This is a genomic window from Streptomyces sp. NPDC000345 (assembly GCF_042898825.1).
In the GTDB taxonomy this organism is placed as follows: Bacteria; Actinomycetota; Actinomycetes; order Streptomycetales; family Streptomycetaceae; genus Streptomyces.
Genome location: NZ_JBIAZE010000022.1, coordinates 103,924 through 118,739, shown reverse-complemented (window position 1 = coordinate 118,739; position 14,816 = coordinate 103,924). Strand labels below are relative to the sequence as shown.

At 71.4% G+C, this 14,816-nt stretch carries 16 protein-coding genes and 1 tRNA gene; 14 read left to right on the top strand and 3 right to left on the bottom strand.

What is annotated here, in order from left to right:
• Window positions 1-18: 18 nt before the first annotated feature.
• The 14 genes from ACFY30_RS36405 to ACFY30_RS36340 all read left to right on the top strand — a co-directional run bounded on the left by ACFY30_RS36405 (window position 19) and on the right by ACFY30_RS36340 (window position 12,145).
• Window positions 19-579, top strand: coding sequence for a GAF domain-containing protein (locus tag ACFY30_RS36405; protein WP_390849414.1), 561 nt, complete (start codon window positions 19-21; stop codon window positions 577-579).
• Between the two features lie 168 nt (window positions 580-747).
• The gene (gene tdh, locus ACFY30_RS36400) at window positions 748-1,776 is read left to right on the top strand and encodes an L-threonine 3-dehydrogenase (protein ID WP_390849413.1); all 1,029 of its coding nucleotides are present in this window, start codon (window positions 748-750) and stop codon (window positions 1,774-1,776) included.
• Window positions 1,777-1,804: 28 nt separating this feature from the next.
• Entirely contained in the window at window positions 1,805-2,998 is a 1,194-nt protein-coding gene (locus tag ACFY30_RS36395) for a glycine C-acetyltransferase (RefSeq protein WP_390849412.1), read from the top strand.
• A gap of 21 nt (window positions 2,999-3,019) precedes the next feature.
• Complete coding sequence (locus ACFY30_RS36390; protein ID WP_390821914.1) at window positions 3,020-3,922, top strand: LysR family transcriptional regulator; 903 nt, start codon at window positions 3,020-3,022, stop codon at window positions 3,920-3,922.
• A 46-nt stretch (window positions 3,923-3,968) separates the two neighbouring features.
• Window positions 3,969-4,544, top strand: coding sequence for a helix-turn-helix domain-containing protein (locus ACFY30_RS36385; protein ID WP_390849411.1), 576 nt, complete (start codon window positions 3,969-3,971; stop codon window positions 4,542-4,544).
• Complete coding sequence (locus ACFY30_RS36380; RefSeq protein ID WP_390849410.1) at window positions 4,541-5,062, top strand: GNAT family N-acetyltransferase; 522 nt, start codon at window positions 4,541-4,543, stop codon at window positions 5,060-5,062. The genes ACFY30_RS36385 and ACFY30_RS36380 overlap by 4 nt, the downstream gene beginning before the upstream one ends.
• Before the next feature lie 30 nt (window positions 5,063-5,092).
• Entirely contained in the window at window positions 5,093-5,452 is a 360-nt protein-coding gene (locus ACFY30_RS36375; protein WP_390849409.1) for an MmcQ/YjbR family DNA-binding protein, read from the top strand.
• A gap of 90 nt (window positions 5,453-5,542) precedes the next feature.
• Window positions 5,543-5,616, top strand: a tRNA-Pro gene (locus ACFY30_RS36370).
• Between the two features lie 403 nt (window positions 5,617-6,019).
• Window positions 6,020-7,330: an ABC transporter substrate-binding protein gene (locus ACFY30_RS36365; RefSeq protein ID WP_390849408.1), complete on the top strand. Its 1,311-nt coding sequence runs from the start codon at window positions 6,020-6,022 to the stop codon at window positions 7,328-7,330.
• Window positions 7,331-7,403: 73 nt separating this feature from the next.
• Window positions 7,404-8,363, top strand: a complete 960-nt coding sequence (locus ACFY30_RS36360) for a carbohydrate ABC transporter permease (RefSeq protein WP_390849407.1) — start codon at window positions 7,404-7,406, stop codon at window positions 8,361-8,363.
• Window positions 8,363-9,196, top strand: coding sequence for a carbohydrate ABC transporter permease (locus ACFY30_RS36355; protein WP_390656235.1), 834 nt, complete (start codon window positions 8,363-8,365; stop codon window positions 9,194-9,196). The genes ACFY30_RS36360 and ACFY30_RS36355 overlap by 1 nt, the downstream gene beginning before the upstream one ends.
• Before the next feature lie 90 nt (window positions 9,197-9,286).
• Window positions 9,287-10,474, top strand: coding sequence for an ABC transporter ATP-binding protein (locus ACFY30_RS36350; protein ID WP_390849406.1), 1,188 nt, complete (start codon window positions 9,287-9,289; stop codon window positions 10,472-10,474).
• 226 nt (window positions 10,475-10,700) lie between these two features.
• Window positions 10,701-11,351 (top strand): hypothetical protein, encoded by a 651-nt coding sequence (locus ACFY30_RS36345; RefSeq protein WP_390849405.1) that lies wholly within the window; start codon window positions 10,701-10,703, stop codon window positions 11,349-11,351.
• Between the two features lie 197 nt (window positions 11,352-11,548).
• The gene (locus ACFY30_RS36340; RefSeq protein WP_390849439.1) at window positions 11,549-12,145 is read left to right on the top strand and encodes a sigma-70 family RNA polymerase sigma factor; all 597 of its coding nucleotides are present in this window, start codon (window positions 11,549-11,551) and stop codon (window positions 12,143-12,145) included.
• Window positions 12,146-12,149: 4 nt separating this feature from the next.
• On the opposite strand, the gene murJ is transcribed toward ACFY30_RS36340, so the two are convergent.
• The 3 genes from murJ to ACFY30_RS36325 form a co-directional block, all read right to left on the bottom strand.
• On the bottom strand, window positions 12,150-13,718 hold the full coding sequence (murJ, locus tag ACFY30_RS36335; RefSeq protein ID WP_390849438.1) for a murein biosynthesis integral membrane protein MurJ: 1,569 nt from the start codon (window positions 13,716-13,718) through the stop codon (window positions 12,150-12,152).
• Window positions 13,719-13,844: 126 nt separating this feature from the next.
• Window positions 13,845-14,261, bottom strand: coding sequence for a (2Fe-2S) ferredoxin domain-containing protein (locus tag ACFY30_RS36330; RefSeq protein ID WP_390849404.1), 417 nt, complete (start codon window positions 14,259-14,261; stop codon window positions 13,845-13,847).
• A 5-nt stretch (window positions 14,262-14,266) separates the two neighbouring features.
• Entirely contained in the window at window positions 14,267-14,806 is a 540-nt protein-coding gene (locus tag ACFY30_RS36325; protein ID WP_390656239.1) for an NUDIX hydrolase family protein, read from the bottom strand.
• Between the last annotated feature and the right edge of the window lie 10 nt (window positions 14,807-14,816).

The window sequence follows — 14,816 nt, the reverse complement described above, 5'->3', positions numbered from 1 at the left end:
GCGCGACGGAGCCCGCCCATGAGCTACGACCCGCCCCGCCCGGCCGGTCGTCTGCTGCTCACCCCGGAGGACAAGGAGGCTCCCGCCCGTACCCGGAGACTGCGCCGACTCGGCCTCGGGGAGCGGCCGGAGCCCGCCCTGGACGCCTTCGCCGACCGCCTCGCCGAACTGACCGGCGCACCGTACGCCATGGTCAACTTCCCTGACGCGGAAGGGCAGTTCCTCGCCGGACTGCACACCCCGGCGGGGGGAAGCGCCGCCCGGGGCGGGAAACCCGAGCTGGGCCGGCGGCTGCCCCGTGAGTACGGTTACTGCCCGCACGTCGTCGTCCGCCGCAAGGCGCTCGTCCTGGAGGACGTCGGCGACTACCCGCGCTTCGCCGGCAACCCGGTCGTCGACGAGTACGGCATCCGCTCCTACCTCGGCGCCCCGCTGATCGACACGACCGGCATGGTCCTGGGCACGGTCTGCGTCGCCGCCCTCGCACCCCGCACCTGGGGGAAGGCCGGCCTGGAGACCATCAAGGCGACGGCCGCCGACCTCGTCGTCCGGCTGGAGACGCGCGCGGCGCCGCCGTAGACCGGGCCGAGGAGCAGGCGTGAAGGAAAGCTGTTGCTCCGCTTAAGAAAAGCTCGATGGACCGGTGCGGGCGGGATGAGGCAGATTGCTGACGCATCCACACCCCTCCCCGGCTGCGGGGCGCTTCGGCCTGCTCGCGTCCGGGACCTCACGCACAGGAGCCGCAGCTTGAAGGCGCTGGTCAAGGAGAAGGCGGAGCCCGGGCTGTGGCTCACGGACGTCCCGGAGCCCGCAGTCGGCCCGGGCGACGTACTGATCAAGGTCCTGCGGACCGGCATCTGCGGCACCGACCTGCACATCCGGGCCTGGGACGGCTGGGCGCGGCAGACGATCGGCACCCCGCTCGTCCTCGGCCACGAGTTCGTCGGCGAGGTCGTGGAGACCGGGCGGGACGTCGCCGACATCGGGATCGGCGACCGGGTCAGCGGCGAGGGACACCTCGTGTGCGGCAAGTGCCGCAACTGTCTCGCCGGGCGCCGCCATCTGTGCCGGGCCACCGTCGGCCTCGGGGTCGGCCGTGACGGCGCCTTCGCGGAGTACGTCGTGCTGCCCGCGTCCAACGTCTGGGTGCACCGGGTGCCGGTGGATCTCGACGTGGCCGCGATCTTCGACCCGTTCGGCAACGCCGTGCACACCGCCCTGTCCTTCCCGCTGGTCGGCGAGGACGTGCTGATCACCGGCGCCGGCCCGATCGGTCTGATGGCCGCCGCCGTCGCCCGGCACGCGGGCGCCCGCAACGTGGTGATCACCGACGTCAGCGAGGAGCGCCTGGAACTGGCCCGCAAGATCGGTGTGAGCCTGGCGCTGAACGTGTCCGAGGCGGGGATCGCCGACGGGCAGCGCGAGCTGGGACTGCGCGAGGGTTTCGACATCGGCCTGGAGATGTCCGGCCGCCCCGAGGCGATGCGTGACATGATCGCCAACATGACCCACGGCGGCCGTATCGCGATGCTCGGCCTGCCGTCCCAGGAGTTCCCGGTCGACTGGGCCCGGATCGTCACCTCGATGATCACCATCAAGGGCATCTACGGCCGGGAGATGTTCGAGACCTGGTACGCGATGTCGGTCCTCCTGGAGGGCGGCCTGGACCTCGCCCCCGTGATCACCGGCCGGTACGGCTACCGCGACTTCGAGGCGGCCTTCGCCGACGCCGCGAGCGGCCGCGGCGGCAAGGTCATCCTCGACTGGACCGCGTAAGTCACCTGCATTCCTTAGGAGTTCCCTGATGTTCGACTCCGTGCGCGACGACCTGCGCGCCACCCTCGACGAGATCCGCGCCGCCGGTCTGCACAAGCCCGAGCGGGTGATCGGCTCCCCGCAGTCCGCGACCGTCGCCGTCACCGCGGGCGGCCGTCCCGGCGAGGTGCTCAACTTCTGCGCCAACAACTACCTCGGCCTCGCCGACCACCCCGAGGTCGTCGCCGCCGCCCACGCCGCCCTGGACCGCTGGGGCTACGGCATGGCGTCCGTGCGCTTCATCTGCGGCACGCAGGAGGTGCACAAGGAACTGGAGGCGCGGCTGTCCGCCTTCCTCGGCCAGGAGGACACGATCCTGTACTCCTCCTGCTTCGACGCCAACGGCGGTGTCTTCGAGACCCTGCTCGGCCCGGAGGACGCGGTGATCTCCGACGCCCTCAACCACGCCTCGATCATCGACGGCATCCGGCTGTCCAAGGCCCGCCGCTTCCGGTACGCCAACCGTGATCTGGAGGACCTGGAGCGGCAGTTGAAGGAGGCGTCCGACGCGCGCCGCCGTCTGGTCGTCACCGACGGCGTCTTCTCCATGGACGGCTATGTGGCGCCGCTGCGCGAGATCTGCGACCTCGCCGACCGCTACGACGCGATGGTGATGGTCGACGACTCGCACGCCGTCGGCTTCGTCGGCCCCGGCGGCCGCGGCACCCCCGAACTGCACGGCGTCATGGACCGCGTCGACATCATCACCGGCACGCTGGGCAAGGCGCTCGGCGGGGCCTCCGGCGGCTATGTCGCCGCCCGCGCCGAGATCGTCGCCCTGCTCCGCCAGCGCTCCCGCCCGTACCTGTTCTCCAACACCCTCGCCCCGGTGATCGCGGCCGCGTCCCTGAAGGTCATCGACCTGCTGGAGTCGGCGGACGACCTGCGCGTCCGGCTCGCGGAGAACACCGCGCTCTTCCGCCGCCGGATGACCGAGGAGGGCTTCGACATCCTCCCCGGCGACCACGCCATCGCCCCCGTGATGATCGGCGACGCGGCGAAGGCCGGCCGGATGGCCGAGCTGCTGCTGGAGCGCGGGGTGTACGTGATCGGCTTCTCCTACCCGGTCGTCCCCCAGGGGCAGGCCCGGATCCGCGTCCAGCTGTCCGCCGCGCACTCCACCGAGGACGTCGACCGCGCCGTCGACGCGTTCGTCGCGGCACGCGCGGAACTCGAAGCCTGACATATTGCAATAATCGATCCCATGATCGAGGCGCGGCGGCTCCACATCCTCCGTGCGGTGGCCGACCACCGCACCGTGACGGCGGCTGCCGCCGCGCTGTATCTCACCCCCTCGGCCGTCTCCCAGCAGCTCACCGCCCTGGAGCAGGAGACCGGCCACCGCCTGGTCGAGCGGAGCGCCAAGGGCGTACGGCTCACCCCGGCCGGCGAGATCCTGCTCGGCCACACCCACGCGGTCCTCGCCCAGCTGGAGCGCGCTGAGGCGGAACTGGCCGCCTACAGCTCCGGGGCGGCCGGCACGGTCACCGTCGCCGCCTTCGCGACCGGTATCGCCCTGGTCGTCGCGCCCGCGGTGGCCCGGCTCGCCGGCACCGCGCCCGGCATAAGGATCCGGGTCCAGGACGCAGAAGGGGACGCCAGTCTGCCGATGGTCCTCGACCGGCAGGTCGACGTCGCCGTCGCCGTCGAGTACCGCGGCGCCCCGGCCGCCGACGACCCCCGGCTCGCGCACGTCCCGCTGTACGCCGAGCCCTTCGACGCGGTCGTGCCCGTGACCCACCGCCTCGCCGACGCCCCCGAGGTGCCCCTCGCGGAGCTGGCCAAGGACCCCTGGATCGGCCCCTACCCCGGCAACCCCTGCCATGACGTGGTGGTCCTGGCCTGCGAGAACGCGGGATTCCAGCCGCGGCTCGAACACTCCTCGGACGACTTCCGCGCGGTCGTCGCCCTCGCCTCGGCCGACGCCGGGGTGGCGCTCGTCCCGCGCTCGGCGCTGCGCGGCATGGACCTCACCGGCGTGGTCGTCCGCCCGATAGACGGCGCGGCCCCGACCCGCCGGGTCTTCGCGGCCGTACGGCGCGGCGCGGAGGAGCATCCGCTGATCCGGCCGGTGCTGGACGCGTTGCGTGAGGCTGCGCGGGTGTGAGCCTCCGGTCATCCTGTCGTTTCATATCCGGGATACCATCCCGGATATGAAACAGGATGACGTCCCGGAGCCGGTGGACGCCCGCCTCGGCCGCAGGCTCGCCGAGCTGCGCGCCGAACGCGGCTGGTCCCTGGGGGACCTGGCGGAGCGCAGCGGGATCAGCCGCTCGACCCTGTCCCGGGCGGAGCGGGCGGAGATCAGCCCCACCGCCGCACTGCTCAACCGGCTGTGCCATGTCTACGGCCGGACCATGTCCCGGCTGCTCAGCGAGGTCGAGGAGGAGCCCGCACCGCTCCTGCGCGCCGCCGAGCAGCCCGTCTGGGAGGACAAGGCCTCCGGGTTCGTCCGCCGCTCGGTGTCCCCGCCGCACCCCGGCCTGCGCGGCGAACTGGTCGAGGGCAGGCTCGCCGCGGGCGCCGACATCGCCTACGACCGTCCGCCCGTGTCCGGTCTGGAGCAGCACATCTGGGTCCTGGAAGGCAGCCTCGCGGTGACGGCCCAGGACGTCGAACACCGGCTGGACGCCGGAGACTGCCTGCGGCTGCGCGTGGCGGGGCCCACCCGGTTCCGGTGCGCGGGCGGCACTCAGGCCCGATACGTCCTGGCGGTGGTGCTGCCATGACGACGACGCGGCTCGACGCCGGGCGACTCATGGACCGTGTCGAGGAGTTGGCCGACCTGCTGGTGGACACGGTGGACGGGGGCGCCTCGGTCGGCTTCCTCGCGCCCCTCGCCCGCGCCGAGGCCGTCGACTGGTGGCGCGGACGGGTCCCCGACGTGGCCGGCGGGCGGTCGGCCGTCTGGGCGGCCCATGACGGGGACCGGGTCGTCGGAACCGTCGGCCTGGTCTTCCCCGACAAGGCCAACAGCCGCCACCGCGCCGAACTCGTCAAGCTGATGGTCCACCGCGACGCCCGCGGGCAGGGCCTCGGCCGCCGCCTCCTGACCGTCGCCGAGCAGGCCGCCGTCGCCGCCGGCATCACCCTGCTGCACCTCGACACCGAGACCGGCAGCCCCGCCGAGCACCTCTACCGCTCGGCCGGCTGGACCAGGGCCGGGGTGATCCCCGACTACGCGGCGAGCCCGCACGGCGTGCTCCGGCCGACCACCCTGTACTACAAACACATCGCCAGGGGGTGACTGTCAGTGGCAGCGGCTACGGTGCGAAGCATGCCCGACGCCGAAGACGTACGACGTATCGCCCTCTCCCTGCCGGACACCACGGAGAAGACCGCCTGGAGCATGCCCACCTTCCGGGTCGCGGGGAAGATGTTCGCCACGCTCCCCGAGGACGAGACGTCCCTCGCGGTGCGCTGCCCCAAGGAGGAGCGCGACGAGCTGGTCCTCGCCGAGCCCGCGAAGTTCTGGATCGCCGCCCACGAGGCCCAGTTCGCCTGGGTGCGGGCCCGTCTGGCCGCCGTCGAGGACGAGGACGAACTGCGCGCCATCCTCGCCGACTCCTGGCGTCAGGCCGCCCCCACCCGTCTGCTGGAGGCGTATCCCGGGCTGGGCGTGCCGCAGGGCGGGTGACGGCGACAAACGGGTGCGCGACCACCGACCCGAGTGCGGTATTGTTTCCCTGCACGATCGGCCAGGGGAAAGCCCAGGTCAGACGGGCAACGGGACGTGGCGCAGCTTGGTAGCGCACTTGACTGGGGGTCAAGGGGTCGCAGGTTCAAATCCTGTCGTCCCGACTTGTGAAGTAGCAGGTCGGAGGTCATTTCCGGTGGGTCGGAAATGGCCTCTTCGTCGTTCTTGGGGACCAGACGGGGACCGAGCGTCATGGGGCGGACAGGTGACGCCCCCTGACTCGGTCAGGGGGCGTCACCGGGGCGATCGTCAGACATTCTGACCTGCGCAAACGTTTCCCCTGATGCTGTGGCCGGCCGACAGCGCACGGCCGCGCACGACCGAAGGTGATTGTTTTCCCTTCCCTGCCCGCAGGTTCGCCGAGTCGGTTCCATCAATGGGCGGGTTGGGGTGATTAGGTGCGATATGTGCTTGATCTCGCTTCATGTGGTCTCTAGCGTTCGCCGGGAGGGAAACGCTGCGAGGTCCGAGTCCGGTGTGACCGTCCGGAAGCGAGGTGTGGAGCGCGTGCACGCGAGGTGCGGCTGCCGGCCCGTTTCGGGTCACCAGGGACGTCCCAGAGGGGCGCGATGGCTGCGGGCGTTCGCCGTACTGCCGTTGCTGGCGTCGGCGCTCGCCGCTTGTGGCAGTGACGAGGGCACCGGTAGACCCACCCTCAACTGGTACAACTTCCCCGACGACTCCGGTGCGCTCCAGAAGGCGGCCGACCGGTGCAGCCAGGCGTCCGGCGGCCGCTACCGGATCAGCTACAACAAGCTCCCGCGTGCCGCGGACGGCCAGCGCCAGCAGCTTGTCCGCAGGCTCGCCGCCGAGGACGACTCGCTCGACATCCTGGGCCTGGACGTCACCTGGGCGGCGGAGTTCGCCGAGGCACGCTGGATCCGGGAATGGACGGGGACGGCGAGGCGGCAGGCCGTGGAGGGCACCCTGCGCGTACCGCTGCAGACCTCGACCTGGAAGGGCAAGCTGTACGCCGTCCCGTACAACACCAACACCCAACTCCTGTGGTACCGCAAGGACCTGGTGCCCACCCCACCCAAGACCTGGGCCGAGATGCTGGACATGGCCGGCGCCCTCGCCCGGCAGGGCAAACCGCACTTCGTGGAGATCCAGGGCGCGCAGTACGAGGGCCTGACCGTCTGGTTCAACACGCTGATCAACAGTGCGGGCGGCTCCATCCTCAACGCGAGCGCGACCGAGCCTTCCCTCGGTCCTCCTGCCGTGCGGGCCGCGGGGATCATGCGTGATCTGGCGAAGTCCCCGGCCGCGGACCCCTCCCTGCCCAACCAGATGGAGGACCAGAACCGCCTCGCCATGGAGTCGGGGGTGGCGGCGTTCGAACTCAACTACCCGTTCGTCTATCCGTCGATGAAGGCGAACAACCCCGAGCTGTTCAAGAACTTCCGCTGGGCGCCGTACCCAAGGGTCGACGCGAACCGCCCGGCACGGCCCACCATCGGCGGCATCGATCTGGCGGTGAGCGCCTACTCGCGCCACCCGGACCTGGCCTTTGAGGCGGCGCTGTGCCTGCGCAACCGGGAGAACCAGCTCACCGCCGCGCTCGAGGGCGGTCTGCCGCCCACCCTGCGCGCCCTGTACGACGAGCCCGCGTTCATGAAGGAGTACCCCTTCTCGGGGGAGGTGCTGGCCGCCCTGGAGTCGGCGAGTGTGCGCCCGCTCACTCCGGCCTACCAGAACGTGTCGATCGCGGTCTCCCACACGCTGTCTCCGCCGTCCGGGATCAAACCGGAGAGCTCCGTCGACACCATCAGGGAGCAGATCGACGATGCCCTGCGATCCGAGGGTGTGATCCCGTGAACCACCACCTCCTCCCGCACCACTCCGTCAGCCGGCGCCGCAGCGCGCGGGCCTCGTCCTCGGGCGGCCCGAGATGAGCACGCGGGCGCAACCGGCCGGAACCCCGCCGCGCCCCGGGGCGGAGACGGAGCATGCGGGGCCGGACCGGGCGACACTCTCGGCGGGCGCCAGGCAGGAGCGGCGGCTCGGCTGGCTGCTCTGCGCGCCCGCGGTCGTCGTCATGGTCGCCGTGACCGCCTACCCCATCGGGTACGCCGTCTATCTGTCCCTCCAGCGGTACGACCTGCGCTTTCCCGGGCAGGCGGAGTTCGTGGGCCTGAGCAACTACGGGGCGGTGCTGTCCTCCCCGTTCTGGTGGGACGCCTTCTGGGTCACGCTCTTCATCACCGCCGTGTCAGTGGTGATCGAACTGGTTCTCGGAATGGGACTCGCCCTGGTCATGCACCGCACGATCTTCTGGCGCGGCGTCGTCCGCACGTCGGTCCTCATCCCGTACGGAATCGTCACCGTGGTCGCCGCTTTCTCCTGGCAGTACGCCTGGACCCCGGAACTCGGATACCTCGCCGAACTGTTGCCCAGCGGAGAGGCCCCGCTGACCGAACAGTGGCCCGCCCTCTGGCTGATCATCCTCGCCGAGGTGTGGAAGACGACGCCGTTCATGGCCCTGCTGCTGCTCGCGGGCCTCGCGCTGGTCCCCGAGGAGACCTTGAAGGCGGCCATGGTGGACGGTGCCACCGCCTGGCAGCGCTTCACCAAGGTCATGCTGCCGCTGATGAAACCGGCCATCCTGGTGGCCCTGCTCTTCCGCACACTGGACGCCTTCCGGATCTTCGACAACATCTACATCCTGACCGCCGGCGCCCACGGGACCGGCTCTCTGTCGATCCTCGGCTACGACAACCTGTTCACCGCGCTGAACCTGGGCATCGGGTCGGCGATCTCGGTCCTGATCTTCATCTGCGTCGGGATCATCGCCTTCACCTTCGTCAAACTGTTCGGCACCGCCGCACCCGGCGCGGAGGTGAAGCGCTGATGGCCGCGGCAGGAAGGACGCATGCCGCCCGATGGGGTGTCCTGAACGTGGTGGTGGTGCTGTACGCCCTGTTCCCGGTGTGGTGGATCGCCGCGCTGTCGTTCAAGGACCCCAGCACCCTCACGGACGGCGACTACATCCCCAGGGACTGGACCCTCGAGAACTACCGGGGCATCTTCGAGACCTCCGAGTTCACCCGCGCGCTGATCAACTCGATCGGTATCGCCCTGATCGCCACGGTGATCGCGGTGGCACTGGGCACCATGGCCGCCTACGCGGTGGCCCGGCTGCGGTTCCCCGGCAAGCGCGTACTCATCGGCATGTCACTGCTGATCGCCATGTTCCCGCCGATCTCCCTGGTGTCACCGCTGTTCAACATCGAGCGCATCATCGGCATCTTCGACACCTGGATCGGGCTGATCATCCCGTACATGACCTTCTCCCTGCCGCTCGCGATCTACACCCTGTCGGCGTTCTTCCGCGAGATCCCCTGGGATCTGGAGAAGGCCGCCAAGGTCGACGGGGCGACGCCCGCGCAGGCCTTCCGGATGGTGATCGTGCCGCTGGCCGCGCCGGGCGTGTTCACCACGGCCATTCTCGTGTTCATCTTCTGCTGGAACGACTTCCTGTTCGCGATCTCGCTGACGTCCACCGAGTCCGCGCGCACAGTGCCGGCCGCGATCGCGTTCTTCACCGGGAGCTCCCAGTTCGAACAGCCCACGGGGTCGATCGCCGCCGCCGCTGTGGTCATCACCATCCCGATCATCGTTTTCGTCCTGTTCTTCCAGCGGCGGATCGTCGCCGGACTGACCTCCGGGGCAGTCAAGGGGTGAACGGGCCGACCGCGGCAGACAGGCCACCGGTCCGAGACGCCGACCGCAGTGCTCGGACCCGGAAGGCATGAAGGCAAGGAGGCACCATCCATGGCCGAGATCATCCTTGAGGGAGTCACCAAGCGCTTTCCGGACGGGGCCCTCGCCGTGAAGGACGTGGACCTCGAGATCGCCGACGGCGAGTTCGTGATCCTGGTCGGTCCGTCGGGATGCGGCAAGTCCACCACCCTGAACATGATCGCCGGACTCGAGGACATCACCGAGGGCACCCTGCGCATCGGAGACCGAGTCGTCAACGACCTGGCTCCCAAGGAACGCGACGTCGCCATGGTGTTCCAGAGCTATGCCCTGTACCCGCACATGAACGTCCGGGAGAACATGGGCTTCCCGCTGCGCCTGGCAAAGGTGGACAAGGACACCGTCAACGCCAAGGTGATGGAAGCCGCCCGGATCCTCGACCTCACCGAGCACCTGGACCGCAAGCCCGCCAATCTCTCGGGCGGTCAGCGCCAGCGGGTGGCCATGGGACGGGCGATCGTCCGTGATCCCAAGGCGTTCTTGATGGACGAGCCGCTGTCCAACCTGGACGCCAAACTCCGGGTACAGATGCGCACCCAGATCTCCCGGCTGCAGCGGCGTCTCCGCACGACCACCGTGTACGTCACCCACGACCAGACCGAGGCGATGACGCTCGGCGACCGCGTCGTGGTCATGAGGCAGGGCCTGGTCCAGCAGATCGGCACCCCCGCCGAGCTGTACGACCTGCCGCGCAACATCTTCGTCGCGGGCTTCATCGGCTCCCCGGCGATGAACTTCTTGAACGCAACGGTGGAGGGCGGTGTCCTGCGCTCGTCCCTGGGCGACCTGACCCTCGACGACCGTACGAGGCGGGCGCTGGAAAGGCAGAACGCGCCCCGCGAGGTCATCGTCGGGCTGCGGCCGGAGGCATTCGAGGACGTGGCCCTGTCACACGACCGCGACCGGACGGGCCCCGTGTTCACCGCCACCGTGGAGGTACTGGAGTCACTGGGCTCCGATGCGTATGTCTACTTCACTGCGGAGGGCGGGCCCGCGACGACCGCCGAACTGGAGGAACTCGCCAAGGACTCGGGTCTGCGCGACACCGGCACCGACACCCAGAACATCGTGGCCCGCCTGGACGCCGCCACGCGTGCCCGCGAGGGTGAACCGGTAGAGCTGCAGGTCGACATGGCCAAGGCGCACGTGTTCGACCCGGCGACCGGAGCGAACCTCACGCATCCAGCGAGGGCGGACTGACGAGGCACCGCACAGGGCGCGATCCGCATCCATCCTGTCGTCCCGACCAGCTTCACCGCACGTCGGAAGGCCGTATCCACAGAGACGGGGAAGCGGCCCCGGTCGTGTGCGCGCACACGGTCGGCGCGCAGCCGCCCCTCCGTCCCGCCTGTGAGCAGCCCGAGCAGGCTGTGGATTCGCCCAACCCCCGCCGGCGTCCGTGATCCCGCTGCCAGGATGAGGCGCCATGATCCCGGGGCGCTGCTCGCGCATGCTGCGGGCCGCGGTGTTCGCGGCCGTCTGCGTGCTGCTCGCCGCCCTGGCGCATGTGCCGGTCTCCGGCCACACCCCCGCCTGGTGGGTGGTGGGCGCCGCAGCCGTCGGCACGGGCGGTGCGGGCTGGTGCCTGACCGGACGTGAGCGCGGCGCGCCGCTGGTGACGGCGGTCGTGGTCGGCGCCCAGGCTGCCCTGCACACGGCGTTCTCCCTCGCACCGGCGGCCGTCCCGGCGGCAGGCGGCACGGCCGGCATGGACCACGGGGGGCCCGCCCCCGCCGGACCGCCCTCCGCCGGCATGCTCGCCGCCCACCTGCCGGCCGCGCTCCTGTGCGGGCTGTGGCTGGCGCACGGGGAGCGGGCAGTGTTCCGTGTCCTGCGCGCCGTGGCCGAGTGGCTGACGGCACCGCTGGGACGGCCGGGGGAGCGGACCGTCCCGGCCCCTGCTCCCCGCGCCGGGGCGCGAGCCCGCGCGGCGCGGTCGGCGCGGTCGCTGGTCCTCGTCCACGCGATCACTTCCCGGGGGCCGCCCGAACGGTCCGCCGTCGCCCGACGACGGCCCGAACCGTACGGCTCACCCCCCCGACCCGAGAAGGATCCACGGCGATGCCCCCTGCCCTGACGACTTCCCGCGCGAGGACCGCGACGCCCGAGAAGGCCGCGACCCGCGCGGGGACGGCGATGCCCGAGAGGGCCGCGACCCGTGCGGGGGCAGCAGTGCCCGGGAAGGCCGCGAACCGCACGGGGACGGCGATGCCCGGCAAGGCCGCGGCCCACGTGAAGGCCGGAAAGCCCGGCCAGGGCGCGCGACACGAGAACATCCGGGAGCACACGAAGGCTCACCACCACCGTGCCCGCCGCTCCCGCGCCCGGGACACCCCGGCCGACGAGACGACCACGGCGCTCGCCCTGGCCGCCCGGCAGGGGGACGCCGACGCCGTCGAGCGGTTCGTGCGGGCCCTGCACCGGGACGTGCTGCGGTACGTCGCCCATCTGTGCGCCGATCCGCAGGCGGTGGACGATCTGGCGCAGGACACGTTCCTGCGGGCGCTGGGCAGCCTGCACCGGTTCGAGGGGCGGTGCTCGGCACGGGCGTGGCTGCTGTCGATCGCCCGGCGGGCGGTGATGGACAGCTACCGGTCCGCCGCGGCCCGCCCGCGCCTCGCGGACCTGCCGGACTGGCGGCCGGTCGTGGAACTCGCCCAGCCGCGCGGGCTGCCCGGCTTCGACGACGGCGTCGTCCTGCTCGACCTGCTGGCCGCGCTGCCCGCGGACCGGCGGGAGGCGTTCGTACTGACACAGCTGCTGGGGCTGCCGTACGAGGAGGCGGCCCGGGTGAGCGACTGCCCGGTGGGGACGGTCCGCTCACGGGTCGCCCGCGCCCGCGCCGCACTGGCCGAGCAGGTCGCGCGGTGAGGGATCACCGCAGCCGGCCGAGCCGCCGCAGCTCCTCCACCCTCAGCAGCCGGGCCAGGCCCACGTAGACCAGGCCCAGGGTGACGGTTCCCGCCGTGAGCGCGATCGCGGTGGGGACCGTTCCGCCGCCCAGCCAGGTGCCGCAGGCCCGGTCGGCCGCCCAGCCCAGGGCGGCCGCCAGGGCCGCCGCGCCGATCAGCCGGGTGTACGTCCGGCGCAGGGCACCGTCGTCGAGGCGGCCGCCCACCCGCCTGCGGATCAGGCGTGCGGTGAGGGTGAGGCCGGCGAGGTAGGACAGGGTGTAGGCGCCGGCCATGCCGGTCACCGCCCAGCGGACGGGCAGCAGCAGCTGGCAGGCGGTGGCCAGGGCGATGTTCACCGCCGCGATCCACACGGCGAGGAGGAACGGCGTCCGGGTGTCCCCGAAGGCGTGGAAGCCGCGCAGCAGCAGGTACTGGGCCGAGAACGGGATCAGCCCGAGGCCGAACGCCTGGAGCATGTGCCCGAGCGGCTGCGCCGAGGCCGCGTCGGACGCGCCGTGCGCGAACAGCAGCGTGGCGACGCGCGGCCCGAGCGCCAGGAAAAGGAAGGCGGCGGGCACGATCACCACCCCGCTCACCCGCAGTCCCCGGGACAGGTCCGCGCGCAGGTCCGCGATCCGGCCCTCCGCCACCGCCCGGCTCATCCGGGGCAGCAGCGCGGTCACCAGCGAGACCGTGACCACCGACTGCGGCAGCATCCAGATGGTCTGCGCGTACGTGTACGCCGTGTAGCCCGCGCCGGCGTCCGGCAGCGCCCGGTCGGCCGCGTTCGCGTAGTTGGTGACGACGGTGAGGGCGACCAGGTTCGTCAGGACGAACAGCAGCGTCCACTTGGCGGCGTGGACACCGGAGCCCAGGCCCGAGCCGCGCCAGTCGAAGCGCGGCCGGAAGCGGAACCCGGCCGCCCGCGCGAACGGGATCAGCGCCAGCGCCTGCACGGCGATCCCGGCCGTCGTCCCGATGCCGAGCAGCCGGACCTGGGCGGCGGTGATGTCCTCCACCCGCTGGGGCACGGTCATCAGCCCGAGATAGGCGCCGAACACACCCAGCAGGACGACGTTGTTGAGGACCGGCGTCCACATCATGGCGCCGAACTTCTCGCGGGCGTTGAGGACTTGGCCGTACATGTTGAACAGGCCGTAGAAGAAGATCTGCGGGAGCAGGAAACGGGCGAAGACGACGGTGAGTTCGTACGCCTCGTGGCCGTCCGGGGTGTCGCGCAGATACACGCTGACGATCTGCGGGGCCGCCCACACCGCCAGCGCGGTGCCCACGGCGAGCACGGACACCACCAGCGTGACCAGCCGCTGCTCGTACGCCCGCCCGCCGTCGGGACGGCCGGCCCGGGCCCGCACCAGCTGCGGCACCAGCACCGAGTTCAGCGCGCCGCCGATCAGCAGGGTGTAGAGGCTGGTCGGCACGGTGTTCGCCGTGTTGTACGTGGTGGCCAGCAGGCCGGTGCCCAGCGCGGCCCCCTGGAGCACCTGCCGGATCAGTCCGGTCGCCCGGGACACCACCGTCCCCAGCGCCATCAGCACCGAGGAGCGCGCCGCCCCGCCGGAACGTTTCGCTACCCGCTCTTGCGTCGTCGCCCCCATCGGGCAAACGTAAGCCATCAAGATCCGCGAGCCCAACCCGCCCGTGCGGAGCGGACGTTGCTAACGGCGGCTGCGGACCCGCGCGTCCCTCGGCGGTTTGATGAACTGCAGTTCCAGGGTGACCGGAGGGGCTGCGACACCCGGTCCGCCTGCCGCGGCCCACTGCAGGATCTCCTCGGTGCAGTCGTCGTCCATGGCGAAGCCGACCCAGGTGGCCCGGCCGCCGGCCCGGCGTCCGGCGGCGGAGGGCTGCACGACGACGACGTTCGCCTGGTCGCAGGGGCCGAGGCAGTCCGTCGTACGGACCTGGAAGGCGCCCCCCGCGTCGGAGGCCGCCGCGACCAGGCGCTCCAGCTGCCAGTCGTGGTCGTAACCGGGGTGTTTGCGGGCGTCGCCGCAACAGCAGCCCCTGCACACCACGAGGGTGCAGGGACGGCTGACGGCGGCGCCGATCAGCGCACGCTGACGAGGGACCATCCCGGTCAGGAGGCCGAGAGGCCGACGTGGGCCAGGGCCTGCCGGAGCAGGAACCCGTGCCCGCCCGGCATCTCGCTCTGCACCGCCGGCGACGCCGCCTCCTGCGGGCTGAACCAGACCAGGTCGAGGGCGTCCTGCCGGGGCCGGCAGTCGCCGGTCACCGGCACGATGTAGGCCAGCGACACCGCGTGCTGACGGGGGTCGTGGTACGGGGTGATGCCCTGCGTCGGGAAGTACTCCGCCACCGTGAACGGCTGGAGGGAGGCCGGGACGCGGGGCAGGGCCACCGGGCCGAGGTCCTTCTCGAGGTGGCGCAGCAGTGCGTCACGGACGCGTTCGTGGTGCAGGACCCGGCCGGAGACCAGGGTCCGGCTGACGTTGCCGTCCGGTCCGATGCGCAGCAACAGGCCGATGCTGGTGACTTCGCCGCTGTCGTCGACGCGTACGGGCACGGCCTCGACGTAGAGGATCGGCATCCGGGCGCGGGCCATCTCGAGCTCGTCGGCGCTCAGCCAACCCGGCGTGGTCTCGGTCAAGTCTGACATTGCTTGATCA